Origin of the sequence: Gallaecimonas xiamenensis 3-C-1 (assembly GCF_000299915.1) — a bacterium.
Classification (GTDB): Bacteria; Pseudomonadota; Gammaproteobacteria; order Enterobacterales; family Gallaecimonadaceae; genus Gallaecimonas; species Gallaecimonas xiamenensis.
In genome coordinates this window covers 14953-37034 of sequence record NZ_AMRI01000015.1, presented here as the reverse complement: position 1 = coordinate 37034, position 22082 = coordinate 14953, and the positions used below count along the sequence as shown (strand labels likewise).

Below are 22082 nucleotides of genomic sequence, written 5' to 3'. Positions count from 1 at the left end.
AATCATGAAAAAGCACAGTCTCATGATGTCTCTGGTGGCACTGGCCATAAGCGCCAGCCCGGCCTGGGCCAAACTCAGCCCAGAGGAAGCGGCACGCCTGGGTAACGATTTGACCCCCCTGGGGGCCGAACGTGCCGGCAGTGCCGACGGCTCCATCCCCGCTTGGGATGGCGGCATTCTCAAGGCTCCCGCCGGCTACAAGCCTGGTGACCATCACCCGGATCCGTTCTCCGACGATCCGGTGCTCTACACCATCACCAAGGCCAACCTGGCCCAGTACAAGGACTTGTTGAGCCCCGGCCAGGTGGCCATGTTCGACACCTACCCGGATACCTTCCAGATGAAGGTCTATCCGACCCGCCGCAGCGCCTCTTTCCCCCAGGCCGTCTATGACGCCACCAAGCAGTACGCCACCAGCGCCGAACTGGTGGAAGGGGGCAACGGCATCAAGGGCGTGGCCATGGGCATTCCCTTCCCGGAACCCAAGAACGGCCTGGAAGCCATCTGGAACCACATCCTGCGCTATCGCGGCAAGGGCGCCACCCGTAACGGTGGCCAGGCGGCCCCGACTGCCAGTGGCGACTACACCCTGATCAAGTTCGACGAGCAGATCATGTTTAAGTACTCCGAGCCCGGGGTGACCCCGGCGGCCTTGGAGGAGTCCAACATCCTGTTCAAGTTCAAGCAAAGGGTCACCGAGCCTGCCCGCCTGGCCGGTACCGCACTGCTGGTCCACGAGACCATGGACCAGGTCAAGACCCCGCGCCAGGCCTGGACCTACAATACCGGCCAGCGCCGGGTGCGCCGCGCCCCCAACGTCGCCTATGACGCCCCGGGCACCGCCTCGGACGGCCTGCGTACCACCGACGACTTCGATATGTTCAACGGGTCGCCCAACCGCTACGACTGGACCCTCAAAGGCAAGCGTGAGCTGCTCATTCCCTATAACAGCTACAAGCTGCATTCGGACAAGGTCAGCTACGAGCAAATTTTGAAGCCCGGTCACATCAATCCGGAACTGGTGCGCTATGAGAAACACCGGGTCTGGGTGGTGGAAGCCAACCTCAAGCCGGGTCTTCGCCACATCTATAAGAAGCGGGTCTTCTTTATCGATGAGGACTCCTGGCAAATCGCCATCGCCGATATCTACGATAACCGCGATCAGCTCTACCGGGTGGCCATGGCCCATGCCTTGAACTACTACGAGGTGCCCACCCTCTGGTCGACCCTGGAGACCTACTACGACCTGCAAAGCCGCCGCTACCTGGCCATAGGTCTGGATAACCAGGAAGCCATGTACGACTTTGCTGCCGACCTTAACGACAACGACTTTACGGCCACCGCCCTGCGGCGCGAAGGCCTGCGTTGATCCTGACAGCGGCCGCTTGCGGCCGCTTTTCTCGCTGTGGATTGCCTATGAAAAAAGCCGTTTTACTCTGCCTGGCACTGGCTGTACCGGCCCAGGGCGCCGACCTTGATCCCCTGAAAGTACCGGCCTTTACCGCCAAGCGCCTCGACAAGCTGCTCTTTTCCGACATCGCCCGCGCCGGCGACAGCCTGGTGGCCGTGGGTGACCAGGGCATGATAGTGCGTCTGGAAGAGGGTCAATGGCAGCAACAGGTCAGCCCGGTATCGTCCTTGCTGACCCAGGTGCATTTTTTGGACAAGGACACCGGCTTTGTGGCGGGCCACGATGCCACCTTGCTCAAAACCGAGGACGGTGGCCGCAGTTGGCGCATCGTCTATCGCAACGCCCCTTTGCAAAAACCGCTGATGGCCCTGCATTTTTTTAACGCCAGCGAAGGCATCGCCGTGGGCGCCTACGGATTGTTCCTGCGCACCAGCGACGGCGGTGAAAGCTGGCAAAAAGAAGTGCACGAGGGCTTCCTCAAAGAGGACGACTTGAGTTATCTCCAAGAGATCCGCGAGGACTCCGAGGAAGATTACCAGGCCGAGCTGGAAGCGGCACAGCCGCACCTTAACGCCCTGGCCGGCCAGGGCGACACCCTGCTTTTGGGGGGCGAGATGGGCCTGGTGGCCCTGTCTACCGACAAGGGCCAGCATTGGCAGCGCCTGGACACCGGCTACCCGGGGTCGTTTTTTGCCGTTAGCGTCCTCGACAGGGACAACTGGTTGGTTGGCGGGCTGCGTGGCCACCTGTTTCGCACCAGTGACGGCGGCGGCCATTGGACGGCGCTGCGTTTTGACAGCCAGGCCGCCATCAATGGCCTGGATGCAGGCACCGGAGGCAGCCTGCTGCTGACCGCCAATAACGGCAACCTCTACGAGAGTCACGACGGTTACCTGTTCCTGCCCAAGGCCCGCTCCCTCGGCAATGCCACCCTGGCCGCCGAGCCACAAGGGCAGGGCACCTGGGTGGCCTCCGACAAGGGCCTGCATTACCTGGACAATAACAATAAGGACGACAGATGAGCCTGAATCGACTGGTGGGCATTGGCGAAAAACTGGTGTTCCGGCACCGCCCGGCGGTACTGGTGATCTTCGGTCTGTTGACCCTGTTTTTCCTGTACATGATGACCCAGCTGCGTATGGACGCGGCCTTTACCAAGAACATTCCCCTGCAGCATCCCTATATGCAGACCTACCTCAAGCACCAGCAGAACTTCGGTGGCGCCAACTCCATCCTGATCGCGGTGCGGGACAAGAAAGGGGACATGTTCACCCCGACTTTCTTTAACGCCTTGAAAGGGGTCCACGACCAGCTGTTCTTTATTCCCGGTATCGACCGGGTCCAGGTCAAATCCCTCTACTCTCCCTCCACCCGCTTTACCGAAGTGGTGGAGGACGGCTTTGCCGGCGGCCCTGTTATTCCCGCCGATTTCGACGAGCACAACCCGGCGGCCATGGCCACCGTCAAGGCCAATATCGAAAAGGCCGGCATCATAGGCCGGTTGGTGTCGGAGGACTTTTCCTCGGCCATGGTCACCGCCCAGTTGCTGGACTTTGACCCCGAAACCGGCGAGAAGCTCGACACCATCGCCCTGGCCGAGCGCCTGGAAAAGGAAATTCGCCAGCAGTTCCAGAACGACGAAATAGACATCCACATCATCGGCTTTGCCAAGATGATCGGTGACGTGGCCGACGGCGCCAAGGACGTGGCGCTGTTCTTTGCCATCGCCATCGCCATTACTGCGGTGATGGTGTACCTGTTTAGCCATTCCTGGCTGCTGACCCTGCTGCCCTTGGCTTGTTCCTTTATTGCCGTGGTCTGGCAGCTGGGCCTGCTCACCGTCATCGGTTTTGGTATCGACCCCATGTCGATACTGGTGCCTTTCCTGGTGTTTGCCATCGGCGTGTCCCACGGGGTGCAGATGATCAATGCCGTCGGCAAGGAAGTGGCCGCCGGCGCCGACAGTAAAAGCGCCGCCATCAGCGCCTTTCGCCGGCTGCTGGTGCCCGGTGGGGTCGCTCTTCTATCCGACACCGTCGGTTTCCTGACCCTGCTGGCCATCGACATCGGCATTATTCGAGAGCTGGCCATCACCGCCTCCCTGGGGGTCGCGGTGATCATCCTCACCAACCTGGTGCTGCTGCCAGTGCTGCTGTCCTATGCCCGCTTTTCGCCCCGCTACCTGGCCAAGGTCAGCAAGCCGGGCGGGGAAGGGCTGTGGCGGGCTGTGGCCGGCTTTGTGCGCCCGGGCCGGGCGGCCCTGGTGTTGGTGGCAGCCGCTTTGCTGTTTGGATTCGGCCATTGGTATGGTGCCAAGATGCAGATTGGGGATCTTCATGCCGGTGCCCCGGCCCTGCATGAAGACAGCCGCTACAACCAGGACACCTTCACCATCACCGACAAGTTCGCCATCTCGGTGGACTGGATGTCGGTGATAGTGGAAAGCGAACCCCAGGCCTGTACCCGTATCGAGGATATGACCGCCATCGATCAGTTCCAATGGCGCATGGAAAACGTCGAAGGGGTGCAGTCGGCGGTGAGCCTGGCCTCGGTGGCCAAGACCATCAACGCCGGTTACAACGAGGGCAACCCCCGCTGGCGGGTGCTGCCCAACAACACCCAGGCCCTGGTGCAGTCCATCGCCCTGGTGCCCACCACCTCCGGGCTCTTGAACGGCAACTGCTCGGTGATGCCGGTGATGCTGTTCCTGGCCGACCACAAGGCCGAGACCCTGGCAAGGGTAGTGGCCGCCGCCAAGGCCTATGGCAGCGAACTGGGCCGGGACAGCCTGGACTTTAAATTGGCTTCCGGCCCGGCCGGGGTCATGGCCGCCACCAACGAAGCGGTGGCGGCAGCCCAGACTCCCATGCTGCTCTATGTCTATGGCGCCGTGATAGTGCTGTGCCTGATAAGCTTTCGCTCCATCAAAGCCACCATTGCCGTGGTGGTGCCCCTGTACCTGGTTTCCACCCTGGCCCAGGCATTGATGGTGCAGCTGCAAATAGGCCTGACCGTATCGACCCTGCCTGTGATCGCCCTTGGGGTAGGGATAGGGGTGGATTACGGCATCTATATCCTGTCCACCATGAGTGACCGACTGCGCCAGGGTGACCGGCTCTTTGATGCCTACCTGGCCGCCCTCAAGGAAAGGGGCAGCGCCGTGTTCTTCACCGGTGTCACCCTGGCCATAGGGGTTTCCACCTGGTTTTTCTCGGCGCTCAAGTTCCAAGTGGACATGGGAGTGCTACTGACGTTCATGTTTCTGGTCAACATGCTGGGGGCGATTATCGTATTACCCGCACTAATGGCAGTTTTGTATCCCAATAGAAGAGGCTGAGGTTGGGGGGCCTTGGCCCCCTGGCCCCCGCCATTGCTGCTGGTCGCACCAGTCTTGACGAAACAGGGATTTTCACCTTCCCCTCTCGCAACCTTGTTGTGAAAGGCATAAAATTGTGTCTGCTTTCAAGAGTCACGAGATTGACGCTTGCGTAAAGCAGCACTTTTTTCACTCACCACAACGGGGTAAGCGGTAATCCGCTACGCAGTACCTAAGGGAAGAGAGTCTCATGGCACTGATCGACGGTCACACGTCCGTACTGCTTGATAACGTCTGCAAATTAATAGAAACCAAAGTTCCTTCCGATCGCGCCCCGCTCATCACCGCCTTTGTCCAAAAAATCTACGGCACCATGTCCATAGACGATTTCCAGGGTCGCAACGACGCGGATCTCTATGGCGCGGCCTTGAGCCTGTGGAACGCCTTACAAAAGAAAAAGGCCGGCGAGAGCTATATTCGCGTCTTTAACCCGGAAGTGAGCCGTGATGGTTGGCAGTCAAGCCATACCATCATCGAGATCATCCACGACGACATGCCTTTCCTGGTGGACTCGGTGCGTATGGCACTGAGCCGTCATGGCATTACCTCCCACCTGATGCTGCACGTGCCCCTGGCCTTTAGCCGCGACAAGCACAACCAGGTCACCGGCCTTCGCCGCCTGTCCGAGCAGCAGAAAGGGGACAGGGCCGAAACCGCCTTCCTTATCGAGGTGGACAGCCAAACCGAACAGGCCGTCATGGACGCCCTGGCCGAAGAGCTGAGGGTGGTGCTGGCCGATGTGACCCTGGCGGTCACCGACTGGCAGCCCATGCAGGAGCGCCTGGACCAGGTGATAGCCCGCATCGAGCAAACCACCCTGCCGGTCCAAGAAGAAGAGCGCGCCGAAGTGGACGCCTTCTTGAAGTGGGTCAACGACCATAACTTCACCCTGATGGGCTACCGCTACTACGCCATTGCGCCGGTCAAGGGCGACTATGAGCTGCGCCCTGATATCGACTCCAGCCTGGGCCTGATGCGCGCTTCCAAGGAAGTGCACAAACGCAGCCTGTCGGCCCTGGGGGAGAGCGCCTGGGAAGAGGCCCTGAGCCCGCACCTTTTGGTGCTGACCAAGACCAACTCCAAGTCCCGGGTGCACAGGCCGGCCTACATCGACTACATCGGCGTTAAGCGTTTCGACGAAAACGGCAATGTATTGGGTGAAGACCGTTTCATCGGCCTGTACGCCTCCAGCGTCTACAACAATTCCGCCATGCAAATTCCGATGATCCGCAAGAAACTGCAACGGATCATGGAAAGCTCCGGCTTTGCCAAAGGCAGCCATGCGTACAAGGCCCTGCTCAATATCCTGGAAACCTATCCCCGGGACGAGCTTATCCAGGCCAAAGAAGATGAACTGGAGCAAGTGGGCCTTGGGGTCTTGCAGATGCAAGAGCGCGACAAGACCCGCCTTTTTGTGCGCAAGGACGTTTTCGGTCGCTATTACTCCTGCATGGTGTATGTGACCAAGGAGCGTTACAACACCCAGCTGCGTATCGCCACCCAGCGCATTCTGGCCCAGGCCCTGGGCTCTGCTGACGAAGTGGAGTTCACCACCTATTTCTCCGAATCAGTGCTGGCCCGCACCCATTACATAGTGCGAGTCAAAGACGCCGACAAAGATATCAATGTGAAAGAAATCGAAGCCAACCTCATCGAGGCCGCCCGTAGCTGGGAAGACAAGCTGGAAGCGGCACTGCTGTCCATCCACGGCGAGTCCACCGGCAAGAAACTGGCCCGCAAATACGTCCAGGCCTTCCCCCGTTCCTATAAGGAAGAGGTGCTGCCCAGCACTTCCGCCGTGGACATTGCCCAACTGGAAGCCCTGAACGACGACCATCAGCTGGGCATGTTGTTCTACCGCCCCCAGGAGTTCCGCAACCCGCGCCTGGTCAAACTGAAGCTGTTCCATAAGGACCAGCCCATTTACCTGTCCGACGTGATGCCGATGCTGGAAAACATGGGCCTTCGCATCATGGGCGAGCGCCCCTGCGAGGTGCATACCTCCGACGGCAAACAGTACTGGGTGCTGGACTTCTACATGGAGCACACCGGCAGCCAGGAGCTGAACCTCGAAGAAAGCCAGCACCGCTTCCAGGACGCCTTTGCCAAGGTGTGGAGCGGCGACTTCGAAGACGACGGCTTTAACAAACTGGTACTGGGTGCCGGCCTGAACGGCCGCGAAGTGGTTATTCTGCGCGCCTTTGCCAAGTACATGCGTCAGATTGGCTCTTCTTTCAGCCAGTCCTATATCGAAGAAACCCTGGTGCGCTATCCCCATATCGCCCAGATGCTGGTACAGCTCTTCAACAAGCGTTTCGATCCCAAGAAGCCGGCCGCCGAGAAGACCCTCGAGAAGCTGGTGCTGCAGATCAACGACGAGCTGGAGCAGGTGTCCAACCTGGACGACGATCGCATCATCCGCTCCTACGTGGAGCTGATCTGCGCCACCCTGCGTACCAACTTCTTCCAAAAGAGCAAGGAAGGGGGCGACAAGCCTTACATCTCCTTCAAGATGAAGCCGGACATGATCTCCGACATGCCGCTGCCCCTGCCGGCCTTCGAGATCTTCGTCTACAGCCCCCGCGTCGAGGGTGTGCACCTGCGTGGCGGCAAAGTGGCCCGTGGCGGCCTGCGTTGGTCCGACCGTCGCGAAGATTTCCGCACCGAAGTGCTGGGCCTGGTCAAAGCCCAGCAGGTGAAGAACACCGTTATCGTGCCGGTGGGTGCCAAAGGTGGCTTCGTCTGTAAAAAGCTGCCCACCAGCGGTGGCCGCGAAGCCTTCCTCAACGAAGGTAAAGAGTGCTACCGCACCTTTATCCGCGCCCTGCTCGACATCACCGACAACATCAAGGGCGGCGACATCGTTGCCCCGGTTGACGTGGTGCGCCACGACGAGGACGACCCCTACCTGGTAGTGGCGGCCGACAAGGGCACCGCCACCTTCTCCGACATAGCCAACGGCATTGCCGAAGAGTACGGCCACTGGCTGGGCGACGCCTTCGCCTCCGGCGGTTCTGTCGGTTACGACCACAAGAAGATGGGCATTACCGCCCGTGGCGCCTGGGAATCGGTCAAGCGCCATTTCCGCGAAATGGGCATCGACTGCCAGACCACCGACTTCACGGCGGCGGGCGTGGGTGACATGGCTGGCGACGTGTTCGGCAACGGCATGCTGCTGTCCAAGCACACCCGTCTGCTGGCGGCCTTCAACCACATGCACATCTTTATCGACCCGGATCCGGATGCGGCAGCCAGCTTCGAAGAGCGCCAGCGCCTCTTTGACCTGCCCACCAGCACCTGGGAAGACTACAACAAAGACCTCATCTCCGAGGGCGGTGGCATCTTCAGCCGCAGCCTCAAGGCCATCAAGCTGACCCCGCAGATGAAGCGCATGCTCGACACCAAGAAAGTCAGCATGACCCCCAGCGAGCTGATGAAAGCCATACTGCAGATGGAAGTGGATCTGCTGTGGAACGGCGGCATCGGTACCTACGTCAAGGCCAGCAGTGAAAGCAACGCCGAAGTAGGCGACCGTGCCAACGATGCGGTGCGCATCAACGGCGGTGAACTGCGCGCCAAGGTGGTGGGCGAGGGCGGTAACCTGGGTTGTACCCAGCGTGGCCGTATCGAATACGCCCTCAACGGTGGCCGCATCAATACCGACTTCGTGGACAACGTCGGCGGTGTTGACTGCTCCGATAACGAAGTGAACATCAAGATCCTGCTCAACGGCCTGGTCCAGAGCGGCGACATGACCCTCAAGCAGCGCGACAAGCTGCTCTATGAGATGACCGATGAAGTGGCCCGCATCGTGCTGGAAGACTGCTACGAGCAGACCCACTCCATCTCCATCACCGAACTCAAAGGCGGCAGTGCCCTTAAAGAGCAGATCCGCTTTATCCAAGAGCTGGAAAAAGCCGGCAAGCTGGACCGCGCCCTGGAGTTCCTGCCGTCCGAAGACGAGCTGGCCGAGCGCGCCGCCCAGGGCCGTGGCCTGACCCGTCCCGAGCTGTCGGTGCTGACCGCTTACGGCAAGATGGTCCTTAAAGAGATGTTCAACGTGGCAGAGATCACCGAAGATCCCTACCATTCCCGTCTCCTCAAGGCCAACTTCCCCCAGCCGCTGCAAGACAAGTTCAGCGATGCCATGGAAAGCCACCCGCTGCGCGGCGAGATCATCGCTACCCAGTTGGCCAACCGTATCACCAACGATATGGGCCTGAACTTCGTACACCGCATGATGGACGAGACCGGTGGCACAGTGGTGGACATCGCCCACAGCTATGCCATGGCCGCCGCCATCTTCAACCTGCGCCGCCTTTGGGGCGAAGTCACTGCCCTGGATAACCTGATCAGCGCCGATGTGCAGTCCGAACTGCTGTTCGAGCTGCGCCGCACCGTGCGCCGTGCCACCCGCTGGTTCCTGCGCCACCGTAACAAGGCCATGAGCATCGAAGAAGGCATCGCCTTCTACAAAGGCGCCATCGAGCCCATCAAAGGCAAGCTGCTGGACTTCATGGTGGAAGAGGAAGCCGACGGCATCCGCGCCGAAGCCGAGCGTCTGGTGGAAGCCGGTGTGCCCAAGGCCCTGGCCCTGGAAGTGGAGCAGCTGTCCAGCCTGTTCTGCGTCATGGACATCGCCGAAGTGGCCCAGCAGCAAGGCAAAGGCGTGGCCCTGGTGGCCAACAGCTACTACAAGCTGGGCGCCCGCCTTGGTCTGCACTGGTTCCTCGAGCAGATCATCAGCCAGCCGGTCAACAACCATTGGCAGGCCCTGGCCCGCGCCTCCTACCGCGAAGAGCTGGATTGGCATCAACGCCAGCTGACCGGTGCGGTATTGCTGGGTTGCGGCGACGACAGCTGCCCGGTGGACGACGTGGTGGACAGCTGGCTGGAAAGCTACGAGTCGGTACTGACCCGTTGGAACCAGATGCTGTCCGAGTTCCGCTCCAGCCAGACCCACGAGTTCGCCAAGTTCTCAGTGGCCCTGCGTGAACTGGGTATCCTTATCCATCACTGTCAGCCCGCCATCGTGGCCTAAGTTGTTGGTATAATGAAAAACCTCGGCCAGGCGCCGAGGTTTTTTTTGGAGGTGACATGTATTCCTTGCTCAAGCCCATATTGTTTCGGATGGACCCGGAGCGTTCCCACGATCTGACCCTGGGCCAGCTGGCCTGGTTGGGTAAAAGCCCCCTCAAGGGCCTGATCAGCCAGTCCATTGCCGACAAACCCGTTCAATGCATGGGCCTGACATTCAAAAACCCCCTGGGCCTGGCGGCAGGCCTGGACAAGAACGGCGCCTGTATCGATGCCTTTGCCGCTATGGGCTTTGGCTTTATCGAAGTGGGCACGGTGACGCCGCGCCCGCAGGCCGGCAACCCCAAGCCAAGGCTGTTCCGCCTGCCCGGCGCCGAGGCCATTATCAACCGTATGGGGTTTAACAACCTGGGTGTCGACAACCTGGTCAACAACGTCAAGGCGTCAAACTACAAGGGCATCCTTGGCATCAACATCGGCAAGAACAAAGACACGCCGGTAGAGCAGGGCACCGAGGACTACCTGATCTGCCTGGACAAGGTCTATGGCCACGCTTCCTACGTGACGGTAAACATCTCGTCCCCCAACACCCCCGGCCTTCGCAGCATGCAGTACGGCGAAGCCTTCGACGAGCTGTTGTCCTCGGTCAAGGCCCGCCAACAGCTCCTGGCCGACCAGCACGGTCGCTATGTGCCGGTGGTGGTGAAGATCGCCCCGGACATGAACCTTGAAGAGCTGCAATCTGTGGCCGATTGCCTGCGCCGCCACCGTATGGATGGGGTTATTGCTACCAACACCACCTTGTCCCGTGAAGGGGTAGAGCAGCTGGAACATGGCGATGAAGCTGGCGGTTTATCCGGCAAGCCGGTGCGCCAAAAGAGCACTGCGACAGTCCAGCACCTTAAATCCATGCTGGCAGGCGAACTGCCGATCATCGGGGTGGGTGGCATCGATTCTCAGGGATCTGCCCAGGAAAAGCTGGCTGCAGGTGCCGATCTGCTGCAGATCTACACCGGCTTTATCTACCAGGGGCCGGCCTTGATCAAAAGGATCGTGAACGGGATCGCTTGATCCTTGAACGATCCCAACTGGTCAAGAAAAAACCTTTAAATTTCAGGATCATGCTGTATACTTTTTAGCATCACCTCAGGGAGATGTAGCATGATTCTGGAACCGGCCCCCTTTTGGGCCTGGCATTATGAACAGCAAGAGGACCGACTGGCCATTGGGCTGGGCGGCGACCTGCTGTTTATGACGCCTTACGGCTCCAAATGGCTTATTCCCGATGCGCGTCTGGGTGGCTCTTTTGACCTGGACGATGCCAACTATTACGAATCGGTAATAGCGGCCCTGGAGCAAGTGGAGCTGTGGTCCGATCCGCAGCGGGTGCAAATTGCCCTCAACGCCTGCGCCATTCGCCGCTTTGCCAAGCCTTCCATGCCCAAGAGCTGGTTTTTTGCCGAGAACCCCCAGGAGCACCGCCTTGGTTGCGTGCCGGCGCTGGTGTCCTTGCAAACCGCCTTTGGCCGTGGCCAGTGCCTGGCCATCGAGTGCTTCGAGTCCAATTCTACCCTGTGCATGCTGCTGGACGGCCCCCTTGGCCTGTCGGACAGCCAGACCCTGGAATGCTTCCAGGTGGTCAAGGTGATGAACAATCGCCTCTGGCCCTCTCAGTGGCAGCAACAACTGGATCCGCTGCGCCGGGTCAGCTGACCCCCGGCAGGCCCCGCTTGCCACTGCTAGGCTAAGCAGTGGCAGGGAGGCCGCCTTTCCCCCTGCCAGACCCAGGCCACCCGGCCTTGATGGACAGCCTGTCAGGAGGACTTAGCCGTGACCCAATCCAAATGCCCCAATATCCTGGTCATCATGACCGACGAAGAACGTTTCCCACCCCCTTATGAAAATGCCGAGGCCAAAGCCTGGCGCCTCAAGCAGTGCCCTGGCCGTGAAGCCATAGCCCGCAACAGCATCCGCTGCCACAGCCATTACACCGGCGCCACCGCCTGCTCGCCGGCCAGGGCCACGCTCTTCACCGGCCAGTATCCGTCCCTGCACGGAGTTAGCCAGACGCCGGGCATGGGCAAGTCTTCCTTTGACCCGGCCATGTTCTGGCTGGATGCCGATACGTTGCCCACCATGGGCCACTGGTTCCAGGCCCTGGGCTACCAGACCTATTACCGGGGTAAATGGCATCTGTCGGACGAGGACTTGCTGGTGCCCGGTACCCGCACCGCCCTTTTGACCACCAATGACCATGGCGTACCTATCCCCGACAAGATGCGCAATTACCAGGCCGCCAACCGGCTCCAACCTTACGGCTGGGATGGCTGGATAGGCCCCGAGCCTCACGGCGCCCTGCAGGCCAACGACGGTACCAACCGCGACCCGGGCTTTGCCGAACAGGTTTGCCGCACCCTCGACGAGTTGGACGCCAAGGCCAGGGCAGGGGACGACCAGCCCTTTGTACTGGTGTCCAGCTTCGTCAATCCCCACGACATCGTCTTTTTCGACGTCAACTGGTTTGACGATTTTCGCCACCATGCCGGAGAAGGCGCCCTGCCCAAGGTGGATCCCGCTCCCACTGCCGGGGAAGATCTCAAAACCAAACCCAGCTGCCAGGCCGACTACGCCAGCCAGTATCCGCTGTTCTACCTGCCCCAGCCGGACATCGCCCGCTATCGCCAGTTCTACTATTGGCTCATTGCCGAAGTGGATCGCCATATCGAGAAGGTCTACCAGAAGTTGCAGCAGTGCAGCTTTTTCGAGGACACCATAGTGGTCTTTACCTCGGACCACGGGGAAATGCTGGGGGCCCATGGCGGCCTGCACCAGAAGTGGTACAACGCCTACGAAGAAACCCTCCATGTACCTTTCTACCTCTCTTACCCGGCTCGGCTAAAACCCGGCGAGCATCAGGGGCTGACCAGCCACCTGGACTTGCTGCCTACCCTGCTGGGCTTGGCAGGAACCGGGGAGAAGGAGCAGCAGGCCCTGGCCGAAAGCTTCAAGGCACGCTACACCGAAGCGGCGCCCCTGGTCGGCCAGGACTTGTCACCCTGGTTCAGAGACGGGGACGATGGCCAGCCTCGCACCCTCTATTTCATGTCCGACGACACGGTGGAAACCGGTGCCGACATGCGCGGTGCCCACAGTGACAAGCCCTATAAGCCGGTGACCCAGCCCAAGCATCTGGAAACCATCGTCACCAATGAGGTGGCTGGGGGGCGTTGGAAGTTTTCCCGTTACTTCGACAATCCCCGCTTCAGCCAGGGCCCGGGCAATGCCGACGGCCTCAAGGTGCCAAGCGGCGTGCCGGACCAGTTCGAATGCTACAACCTGGACGCCGACCCCCTTGAAGAGGTCAATCTGATGGCCGAGGTGCATCGCCACAAGCTGCCAGAGGACACCTTTGACCACTTGCGGCGGCTATTGGCGGAGCAACGGGCCAGCAAGAGGCGCCTGCCGCAAAACCTGAACCAGCAATGGGATGCGTTGTTGGCCTAACCCAACACCGACAGGGGCTTTTGCGCTTCTTTGGCCAGCCAGTTGGCCAGGGCCCTGACCAGGGGATCCTTGAGCCAACGCTGGTCACACAGGAAACGGAACACCAAGGGCGTCTGGATAGCAGGCCAATCCAGGCGCTTGACGCGACCGAGCTTAAGGTCATCGGCAGCCATGAAGTCGGGCACCAGGGCTATGCCCTGGCCGCACAGCGCCGCCTCATAGGCCAACAGGAAATGATGGTAGTGGCGCCGGGCCCTGCCACTGATGTCGATCCCGGTCTGTTCTGTGAACCTGACCCAGTCCGACGGCCCTTGGGGTTCCAGTACCTCCAGCAACGGCAGTTCTTCAGCCTCGACGGCAAGATGGCTGGCCTGAACCGCCCAAAGCCTTTCCCTATGCAGATCCTGGCTGTAGCAATGCCCGGGAACGGGGCCGAAGGTGATAAAGAGATCGGCCACATCGTCGCGGATAGGGGGCACCTCAGCGAGCATCTTCAGGCTCATCATCATGGCCGGGTACTGGCTTTCAAACTGGGGCAGGCGGGGAATAAGCCACTTGGTCGCAAAGGCCGAGGGCACCGCCAGACGCCATTGCTGGCGCTGCACCGGCTGATACTGGCTGGCAATCCAGGCCAGTTCCTTGAGGGGGCCCTGCACCTGCTGGTGCAGACGTTCTCCGTCTTCGGTCAGGACCCTGCGCCGCCCTTGGCGCAGGAAAAGTGGCCGCCCGGCCCACTGCTCGAGCAGCTTGAGCTGATGGCTGACGGCACTGGGGGTCAGGCTCAGGGCCTCGGCCGCCTGTTGGAAATGGCCAAGACGCACCACCGCCATGAAGATCTCAAGGGCCCGTAGCGGCATACCGTTCATTGTTGAGGTTTTCTCACCTAATGTCCTTAAACCTCAATATTAAACAACTATTGCCTTGGGTACAGTAGCGCCTCGTTATTGGAGGTGTGGATGAACCCTGTACTGGCGGCCTGGCTGTTGCTGTTGGCCGGAAACCTGTTTTCGGCCCTGTATGATTTGGTCCTCAAGTTGATTGACGGTGACCAGGGCCTGCTGCAATTCCTGTTTTGGCGCCACTTGCTGGCCCTGGGGTTACTGCTGCCTTGGACAGGGTTGGTCAAGGTACCGGCCAAAAAGGTGATGCAGGTTCACTTGGCCAGGGGCGTGGTTGCGCTGCTTGGGGCTCTGGCCGTTATTCAGGCCTTGCAAAGCCTGCCACTGGGCACCTTTATGGCACTTTTCTTGTCGGCGCCGGTACAGATGGTGATACTGGCAGCACTGTTTTTTGGCGAGCGCCCATCAAGGCCCCTGTGGATAGCCACCTTCCTGGGCCTGGCCGGGGTTTGCCTTATCGTCAGGCCCGGTAGCCTACATGCCGACGCTTGGCTGGGCTTTGCCAGCGGCACCGCCTTTGCCCTTGGCAGCCTGCTGCTGAAAAAACTGCCTGCCGATACCACCAGCAAAGACACGCTCTGGTGGCAGACCCTGCTGCCCTTACCGTTTTTAGCCCTGGGCGCCTGGTGGGAAGGCAAGGGCCCCAACCTTGAGCTGCTTTCCTTGGCCCTGTTGGCCAACCTGACGTTGTTGGTCTATCAGTGGACAGTGGTGGTGGCCTACCGCCGGGCCCCCGTGGCCCTGGTGGCCGGGGCCGAATACACTGGCCTGCTCTACAGCCTGCTGCTGGGATACTGGTGGTTTGCCGAGATACCCAACGCCTGGATGTTGGCAGGAGCGACCCTGATTGTGCTGCCCATGCTGTGGAGTCAGCTACGCCATCACCGCAGCCTTTGAGGTCTGGGGGGCCAAGGCGCTATAATCGCGGGCTAACTTGGTCAGGATCTTCCCATGTCTCAACTCTTTATTACCTGCGCACCGGCGATGGAAAACCTGCTGGTGGACGAACTGGCCAGCCTGGACATCGCTGCCAAGCCCGGCCATGGCGGTGTGCGCGCCGATGCGACCCTGCAAAATGCCTATCGCATCTGCCTGTGGTCGCGCCTGGCCAGCCGCGTGCTCTGGCCCTTGATTGAGGGGGAAGCCAAGGACGCCGACGATGTCTACAACCTGGCCGCCAAGGTTTTGTGGCCGTCCCTGTTTGACGTGGGCTGCCGCTTTGCCGTGGACTTCACCGGCTCCAACAGCGAAGTGCGCCACACCCAGTTTGGCGCCATGAAGATCAAGGATGCCGTGGTGGACGTGTTCCGCGAAGAGCGGGGCAAGCGCCCGGAAGTGGACCTCAAGGCCCCCGACATCCGCGTCCATGCCCACCTGGGCAAAAAAGGCCTGGCCATTTACCTGGACCTGGTCGGCCGGCCCCTGCACCAGCGCGGCTACCGTACCCAAGCCGGTGAAGCTCCCCTCAAAGAATCCCTGGCCGCCGCCATTCTCTATAAGATGGGCTGGCACAAAGACCCCAGCCTCGACTACCTGGTAGACCCCATGTGCGGTTCCGGTACCCTGGTGATTGAAGCGGCCCTTATTCGCGGCAAGAGGGCCCCCGGCCTGAAGCGCGACTTTGCCTTTGTGCACTGGAACCAGCATGACCCGGCCCTGTGGAACGCCGAAGTCAAAGCGGCCATCGACGCTGCCCAGCCCATCGACGCCAAGTTCTTCGGTTACGACAGCGACAAGCGGGTTATCGAAAAGGCCCGCAACAACGCCAAGACCGCCGGTGTTGGCCGGGCCCTGACCTTTGAAACCCAGCCCCTCAAAGAGCTGGGGGACAAGCCCGGCGAGCGCGGCCTTATCCTCTGTAACCCTCCCTACGGCGAACGCCTGGGGGACATGGCCGAGGTACTGTACCTTTACCGTGAATTGGGTGTAAAAGCCCGTAACTTCATGGGTTGGAAGCTTGGGGTTTACACCGGTAGCAGCGAAAGCCTGCGCCAGCTCAAGCTCCTCAAATCCAACCAGTGGCAGCTCAACAACGGCGCCATTGAAGCGGTGCTGGCCAGCTACGAGCTGGATGAGCGCCAGGGTGAGGCCAAGGCCGAGGTGGCCAATGTCGACCAGGCGGTGCTGACCGGCCCGGTGGAGGCCTACGCCAACCGCCTCAAGAAAAACATCAAGGCCCTGGAAAAATGGGCCAAGCGCGAGGGCATCGACGCCTATCGCCTCTATGATGCCGATCTGCCGGACTACAACGCCGCCGTCGACCGTTATGGCGACCGCATCGTTATCCAGGAATACGCGCCGCCCAAGAGCATCGAGCCGGAAAAGGCCGCCAGGCGCCTGCAGGACCTGATCGTGGCCACCGTGGCCATCACCGGGGTCAAGGCCGACAAAATCGCGGTCAAGACCCGGGCCCGGCAAAGTGGCAGCAACCAGTACGAGAAGCTGGAAAGCCGCCGCCAGCACTTCTGGGTGGAAGAATACGGGGTGCGTTGCCAGGTCAACCTCTTTGACTACCTGGACACCGGCCTTTTCCTTGACCACCGCCTGACCCGCAAGCGGGTAGGGGAGATGGCCCAGGGCAAACGCTTTTTGAACCTGTTTTGCTACACTGGCACCGCCACCTTGCATGCCGCCAAGGGCGGCGCCATGACCACCACCTCGGTGGACATGTCCCGCACCTACCTGGACTGGGCCGAGCAGAACCTGCGCGGCAACGGCTTTACCGGCCGTCAACACGAACTGGTGCAGGCCAATGTGCTGGACTGGCTCAACCGTTGCCAGCAAAAATTCGACCTGGTGTTTGTGGACCCGCCCACCTTCTCCAACTCCAAGCGTATGGAGGCAAGCTTTGACGTGCAGCGCGACCATGTGGAGCTGCTTGAGCACATCAGCCATGTGCTGGTGCCTGGCGCCGTGGTGATCTTTTCCAACAACAAGCGCCACTTCAAGATGGACAACGACGCCGTCCAGGCCATGGGCTTTAGCGTGGAAGACATCTCCAAGTCCACCCTGCCTGAAGACTACAAGCGTAACCCGCACATCCACGTGTGCTTTAAGCTGGTGTTTGCGCCTTGAGCCTGACACTCTTCCATACCCAAGGCTGTCACCTCTGTGAAGAGGCCCAGGCCTTGCTCGCCGCCTGCCAGGTGCAGGCGGCGCTGGTGGATATCGTCACCGACCCGCAGTTGGTGGCACGCTACGGGGAGCGGATCCCCGTATTGATGAATCATCAGGGCCAGGAATTGGGCTGGCCCTTCGACATGGAACTATTGAACGCATTCCTATGGCAGTCCTGACCCTTACCAACGCCTACCTGTCCTTCTCCGACGCGCCGCTGCTGGCCAACACCGGCTTTAGCCTGCAAGAAGGGGAGCGCCTTTGCCTGGTGGGCCGTAACGGCACCGGCAAGTCCACCCTGATGAAGATCATCAGCGGCGACATGAACCTGGATGACGGCACCTTGCAGTTCCACCAAGACGGTGGTGTGGCCAGGCTGTCCCAGGACCCGCCGCCCCGGGACGACATGACCAGCTACGCCTTTGTTGCCCAGGGCAGGGCGGAAGTGGGGCAGCTGGTGCTGGACTACCATGAACTGTCCGCCGCCCTGGCCCATGACAGCGACGATAAGCTGCTCAAGCGCCTGGCCGATCTGCAAAGCCAACTGGACGCCTGCAACGGCTGGCAGCTGGACACGCAAATTCAACGGGCCCTGCAACTGGCCGGGCTGACCGGCGAAGAGAAGCTCAACGCCCTGTCCGGCGGTTGGCTGCGCCGGGTGGCCCTGGCCCAGGCCCTGGCCGGCGACCCCAAGGTGTTGCTGCTGGACGAACCCACCAACCACCTGGATATCGACTCCATCCAGTGGCTTGAGCAGTTTTGCCGCAACTACAGCGGCGCCATCCTCTTTATCAGCCACGACCGTCAGTTTATCCGCCAGGTGGCCACCGGCATCCTCGACCTCGACCGTGGCCAGCTGACCCGCTATGACCTGAGCTACGACGCCTACCTGTACGCCAAAGCCGAAGATCTGCGGGTGGAAGCGGAACAAAACGCCCTTTTTGACAAGAAGCTGGCCCAGGAAGAAACCTGGATCCGCCAGGGCATCAAGGCCCGCCGCACCCGTAACGAAGGGCGGGTAAGGGCCCTTAAAGCCCTGCGCCAAACCCATGCCGAGCGCCGTAACGTTATCGGCAAGGCCCGTGGCCAGGTAGAAGAAGCCGACCGTTCCGGCAAGCTGGTCTTCGACGTCCAAGACCTTAGTTACAGCTACCAAAACAAACCCTTAGTCCAGCACCTGGACCTGGTGGTGCAAAGGGGCGACCGCCTGGCCCTGGTGGGTCCCAACGGCTGCGGTAAGACCACCCTTATCAAACTGCTGATGGGCTCTCTTGCCCCCGACAGCGGCCAGGTGCGCCAGGGTACCAACCTGGAAGTGGCCTATTTTGACCAGCACCGCGCCGTGCTCAACCCCGAGCTTTCCGCCGCCGAGCAGGTGGCTGAAGGCAAGCAGGAAGTGCACCTTGGCAGCAAGAGCCGCCATGTGCTGGGTTACCTGCAGGACTTCCTCTTTACCCCGGCTCGGGCCAGGGTGCCGGTCAAGGCCTTGTCCGGCGGCGAGCGCAACCGGCTGCTGTTGGCCAAGCTCTTTGCCAAGCCGTCCAACCTCCTGATCCTTGACGAACCAACCAACGATCTGGATATTGAGACCCTTGAATTGCTTGAGGAAATGCTGGCCGAATACCAGGGTACCCTGTTGCTGGTCAGCCACGACCGGGCCTTTATCGACCAAAGCGTCACCAGCGTGCTGTGGTTCAACGGGGCAGGGCAGGTAGAACAACATGCCGGGGGCTATCATGATGCCCTGGCCGCCCGCGCCCGCCAGGCAGTAGCACCGCCGCAAGCGGCCACCCCCAAGGATGAAAGCAAGAAGAACACCGACAAGCCCCGCAGCACCGCCAAGATGTCCTACAAGGACAAAAGGGAACTGGAAACGCTGCCCGGCCTGATTGAACAACTGGAAAATCAGATGGTCGAAGTGCAGAACCACATTAACCAGGCGGACTTTTTTACACGCCCCGTCAGCGAAACCCAGCCAGTACTGGACAAGTTGGCCGAACTGGAGCAGGCCCTGGAAACGGCCTTTGCCCGGTGGGAAGCATTGGACGCCCAACAATAAGCAGTGTGCAGGAAAACCGAATTCATGACTAAACGCCTTTTCTCCCTCTCCCTCGTGGCCCTGGCAACGACCCAGGCCCATGCCGCCACCAGCTATCGCCTGGAAGTGATCGACCAGCCGGTGGGGGCTTACCAGACCACGGGTACCACCATAGCGACAGACGGCACTATCGGCGGTGGTATTACCACCCGCCTTTCTGCCAAGACGGTTGACGAAGAGGTGGTCTATCACGACGAGCTGGGCCGCTACGATGACGAGACAGTCGGCGCCCTGTATAACGATATCGTTGACGAAACCACAGGTCGTTACCGTAGCCTTTCTACCAATGTGGCCTATATTGGCGAGCCAACGTTGACGCTGCTACCGGGTTTGGGGGCAGAAGATGAAGATCTTACTGTCGATACAGCCGTCAACGGCGAGAGCGAGGGTCTTTATTTCGGGTACTCCAGCGGCCCCTGGTCTACCGTGACCTTCACCAACAGCAGTGATGAAGAAGAAACCCACTACGTCAGAGATTTCACTACCCGAGGCTATGTCACGGACCTAACCCAGTCCCATGCCTTGATGCCTATCTACACCATTCCTACCACCAGCCGAGGTGATCAGGAAGTTCTCAATGCTGATGAGCACTTTGGCGGGGTCTCCCTGGCCAACGGTGGGGCTGGTCAGTGGGTAGTTGGTCAGAGCTCTATTGGCTTAGGTACTGGCGGGGAGTCAATCTATGAGAACTGTCAAGACGAAGACTCCATCATACCTATCCGTACTTGCCTGAGAAGTTTGAGCTATCAGTCAGAAGCGACGGCCTGGACTTTGGTCGACGGCGTTCCTTCTACGCCCAAGGCCATAGGCCTGCTGGCTGAACCTGAAGACGATGACGATCCGGCTAACTTTGCCTCCAGCGCCCAGGCGGTCAACATCCATGGCTTGGCTGTAGGGCAATCCGTGGTTAGGGACGGCAGATATCTGCGTAACGTCGCAACCTTATTCGATGTGAATGAAGGCAAAGCACTCAAAGCACTGACGGTGACGAACGATACCATCAGCAGCTCTATCGCTAATGATATCAACGATGACGGTATTGCCGTTGGCCGTGCTGTTTTCCCAAGCACCTATTCTACATCCAAGTTTTTTGTTTATAACACCAACGACGACACCATCACTTATCCCGCCTCCTTCTACGACAGCGCCAACTCCATTGCCTATGCCGTCAATAACAGCGGCCTGGTGGTGGGGGCTGCCGACTGGGAGCGGGTACCGCCCTCGTCCAGCCGCCGCCAGCATGCCTTTGTCTATGACTTGAACAACGACAGCTTCAAGGATCTTAACGATCTGCTGCAGTTCGACGGTTCACTGCTGACCCAGCGCTATGACGGCGACACCTGCGCCGCCCGTGAAGACTGGACCCTGGAGTACGCCAGGGATATTAACGATAACGGTGAAATCGTGGCTACTGCGGTGACCACCCTGCGTGACACCAGCGGCAACCTGGTGTTGGACGACGACGGAGCCACCCAGTACGTGCTGCGGGCCGTAAAACTGGTGCCTACCGACGAGGAGCCGGCCAGCTGCGTGACCGATCAAGACGAGCCCTATCAGCGTAAGGGCAGCGGCAGCATGGGCCTGCTGAGCTTGGGCTTGCTTGGCCTGCTTGGCTGGCGCCGACGCCGCTGACAAGAAAGCCGCACTGCAGTGCGGCTTTTTTTGTCAAAGAAAATTCAAAAAGAAGTCAACTGCTTGGATTTTGTCAACTGCTATATTTGTCGATCCGGTTTGATCACCCAGATGTCCTCACCTAAAGGTTGAAGTAACGGGGCCATGGCTTGCCCCGTTCTCAGCCATCATGTCGAAGAAGGATGTCTGTAATGAGAAGACAAAAACGTGACCGTCTGGAAAGGGCACAATCTCGTGGTTATCAAGCCGGGATTGGCGGGAAACCCAGAGAATCGTGCCCTTATCAAAACCTCGATGCCCGCAGCTACTGGTTCTCCGGTTGGCGAACGGCGGTAGAAGACAGAGTCATTAACGGCGTGTCCCTCAAGTAACGAAAAAGCCCTGCATCGCAGGGCTTTCTCTATTTTGGGGCCAGGCTTAGAAGCTGGAGGTGTCCTTGAACAGGCCAACCTTCAGATCCTGGGCGGTATAGATCACCCGGCCATCCACTTCCACCTGACCGTCGGCAATGCCCATCACCAGGGTGCGGTTGATCAGGCGCTTGATGTTGATGCGGTAGGTTACCTTCTTGGCGGTGGGCAGGATCTGGCCGGTAAATTTCACTTCACCTACCCCCAGGGCGCGGCCCTTGCCGGGGCCCCCTTGCCAACCGAGGAAAAAGCCCACCAGCTGCCACATGGCGTCCAGGCCCAGGCAACCCGGCATAACGGGGTCACCGGGGAAGTGGCACTGGAAGAACCACAGCTCAGGGTTGATATCCAGTTCGGCAACGATTTGCCCTTTACCGAACTCGCCCCCTTCCAGGTGGATGTGGCTAATACGGTCCATCATCAACATGTTGGGGGCAGGCAGTTGGCTGTTACCTGGCCCGAAAAGCTCTCCACGGGAGCAGGCCAGCAACTCTTCTCGACTGAAACTGTGTTTATCTGTCAGCACTCTGGTCTTCCTTCATATCGCGAACGGCGACAGGTTAGCGAACAACTGTACGCCAAACAACGCAGACCAGCG

General features: G+C 60.0%; 15 protein-coding genes. 13 read left to right on the top strand and 2 right to left on the bottom strand.

Annotated features, from left to right (window positions below):
* Positions 1-4: 4 nt before the first annotated feature.
* From B3C1_RS11455 to B3C1_RS11425, 7 genes are all read left to right on the top strand, one after another.
* Entirely contained in the window at positions 5-1369 is a 1365-nt protein-coding gene (locus tag B3C1_RS11455) for a DUF1329 domain-containing protein (protein WP_008484962.1), read from the top strand.
* A 47-nt stretch (positions 1370-1416) separates the two neighbouring features.
* Positions 1417-2433: a WD40/YVTN/BNR-like repeat-containing protein gene (locus B3C1_RS11450; protein ID WP_008484961.1), complete on the top strand. Its 1017-nt coding sequence runs from the start codon at positions 1417-1419 to the stop codon at positions 2431-2433.
* On the top strand, positions 2430-4748 hold the full coding sequence (locus tag B3C1_RS11445; RefSeq protein ID WP_008484960.1) for an efflux RND transporter permease subunit: 2319 nt from the start codon (positions 2430-2432) through the stop codon (positions 4746-4748). Before B3C1_RS11450 ends, B3C1_RS11445 begins: the two co-directional genes overlap by 4 nt.
* Before the next feature lie 229 nt (positions 4749-4977).
* Entirely contained in the window at positions 4978-9828 is a 4851-nt protein-coding gene (locus B3C1_RS11440) for an NAD-glutamate dehydrogenase (RefSeq protein WP_008484959.1), read from the top strand.
* A 56-nt stretch (positions 9829-9884) separates the two neighbouring features.
* Positions 9885-10895 carry a quinone-dependent dihydroorotate dehydrogenase gene (pyrD, locus tag B3C1_RS11435; RefSeq protein ID WP_008484958.1) on the top strand — a complete coding sequence of 337 codons (1011 nt, stop codon included), beginning with the start codon at positions 9885-9887 and terminating at the stop codon, positions 10893-10895.
* 90 nt (positions 10896-10985) lie between these two features.
* On the top strand, positions 10986-11537 hold the full coding sequence (locus tag B3C1_RS11430) for a cell division protein ZapC domain-containing protein (RefSeq protein WP_008484957.1): 552 nt from the start codon (positions 10986-10988) through the stop codon (positions 11535-11537).
* 117 nt (positions 11538-11654) lie between these two features.
* The gene (locus B3C1_RS11425; protein ID WP_008484956.1) at positions 11655-13328 is read left to right on the top strand and encodes a sulfatase family protein; all 1674 of its coding nucleotides are present in this window, start codon (positions 11655-11657) and stop codon (positions 13326-13328) included.
* Here the strand turns inward: B3C1_RS11425 and B3C1_RS11420 are convergent.
* Positions 13325-14194, bottom strand: a complete 870-nt coding sequence (locus B3C1_RS11420) for a LysR family transcriptional regulator (RefSeq protein WP_008484955.1) — start codon at positions 14192-14194, stop codon at positions 13325-13327. The two genes, B3C1_RS11425 and B3C1_RS11420, sit on opposite strands and share 4 nt — an antisense overlap.
* 90 nt (positions 14195-14284) lie before the next feature.
* Here B3C1_RS11420 and B3C1_RS11415 point away from each other — a divergent pair, with 90 nt between their 5' ends.
* From B3C1_RS11415 to rmf, 6 genes are all read left to right on the top strand, one after another.
* Positions 14285-15124: a DMT family transporter gene (locus B3C1_RS11415; RefSeq protein WP_008484954.1), complete on the top strand. Its 840-nt coding sequence runs from the start codon at positions 14285-14287 to the stop codon at positions 15122-15124.
* Positions 15125-15178: 54 nt separating this feature from the next.
* Entirely contained in the window at positions 15179-17302 is a 2124-nt protein-coding gene (rlmKL, locus tag B3C1_RS11410; protein WP_008484952.1) for a bifunctional 23S rRNA (guanine(2069)-N(7))-methyltransferase RlmK/23S rRNA (guanine(2445)-N(2))-methyltransferase RlmL, read from the top strand.
* The gene (locus tag B3C1_RS11405; RefSeq protein WP_008484951.1) at positions 17299-17523 is read left to right on the top strand and encodes a glutaredoxin family protein; all 225 of its coding nucleotides are present in this window, start codon (positions 17299-17301) and stop codon (positions 17521-17523) included. Before rlmKL ends, B3C1_RS11405 begins: the two co-directional genes overlap by 4 nt.
* Complete coding sequence (uup, locus tag B3C1_RS11400) at positions 17511-19403, top strand: ATP-binding cassette ATPase Uup (RefSeq protein WP_008484950.1); 1893 nt, start codon at positions 17511-17513, stop codon at positions 19401-19403. Before B3C1_RS11405 ends, uup begins: the two co-directional genes overlap by 13 nt.
* 24 nt (positions 19404-19427) lie before the next feature.
* Positions 19428-21074, top strand: a complete 1647-nt coding sequence (locus B3C1_RS11395; protein WP_008484949.1) for a DUF3466 family protein — start codon at positions 19428-19430, stop codon at positions 21072-21074.
* A gap of 191 nt (positions 21075-21265) precedes the next feature.
* Positions 21266-21445 carry a ribosome modulation factor gene (rmf, locus tag B3C1_RS19810; protein WP_008484948.1) on the top strand — a complete coding sequence of 60 codons (180 nt, stop codon included), beginning with the start codon at positions 21266-21268 and terminating at the stop codon, positions 21443-21445.
* A 46-nt stretch (positions 21446-21491) separates the two neighbouring features.
* Here rmf and fabA read toward each other — a convergent pair whose 3' ends face one another.
* Positions 21492-22010: a 3-hydroxyacyl-[acyl-carrier-protein] dehydratase FabA gene (fabA, locus tag B3C1_RS11390; protein WP_008484947.1), complete on the bottom strand. Its 519-nt coding sequence runs from the start codon at positions 22008-22010 to the stop codon at positions 21492-21494.
* Positions 22011-22082: the final 72 nt, after the last annotated feature.

Coding starts and splice junctions, on each gene's coding strand:
- B3C1_RS11455 (WP_008484962.1), top strand. CDS start 5: ATGAAAAAGCACAGTCTCATGATGTCTCTGGTGGCACTGGCCATAAGC.
- B3C1_RS11450 (WP_008484961.1), top strand. CDS start 1,417: ATGAAAAAAGCCGTTTTACTCTGCCTGGCACTGGCTGTACCGGCCCAG.
- B3C1_RS11445 (WP_008484960.1), top strand. CDS start 2,430: ATGAGCCTGAATCGACTGGTGGGCATTGGCGAAAAACTGGTGTTCCGG.
- B3C1_RS11440 (WP_008484959.1), top strand. CDS start 4,978: ATGGCACTGATCGACGGTCACACGTCCGTACTGCTTGATAACGTCTGC.
- pyrD (WP_008484958.1), top strand. CDS start 9,885: ATGTATTCCTTGCTCAAGCCCATATTGTTTCGGATGGACCCGGAGCGT.
- B3C1_RS11430 (WP_008484957.1), top strand. CDS start 10,986: ATGATTCTGGAACCGGCCCCCTTTTGGGCCTGGCATTATGAACAGCAA.
- B3C1_RS11420 (WP_008484955.1), bottom strand. CDS start 14,194: ATGAACGGTATGCCGCTACGGGCCCTTGAGATCTTCATGGCGGTGGTG.
- B3C1_RS11415 (WP_008484954.1), top strand. CDS start 14,285: ATGAACCCTGTACTGGCGGCCTGGCTGTTGCTGTTGGCCGGAAACCTG.
- rlmKL (WP_008484952.1), top strand. CDS start 15,179: ATGTCTCAACTCTTTATTACCTGCGCACCGGCGATGGAAAACCTGCTG.
- uup (WP_008484950.1), top strand. CDS start 17,511: ATGGCAGTCCTGACCCTTACCAACGCCTACCTGTCCTTCTCCGACGCG.
- B3C1_RS11395 (WP_008484949.1), top strand. CDS start 19,428: ATGACTAAACGCCTTTTCTCCCTCTCCCTCGTGGCCCTGGCAACGACC.
- rmf (WP_008484948.1), top strand. CDS start 21,266: ATGAGAAGACAAAAACGTGACCGTCTGGAAAGGGCACAATCTCGTGGT.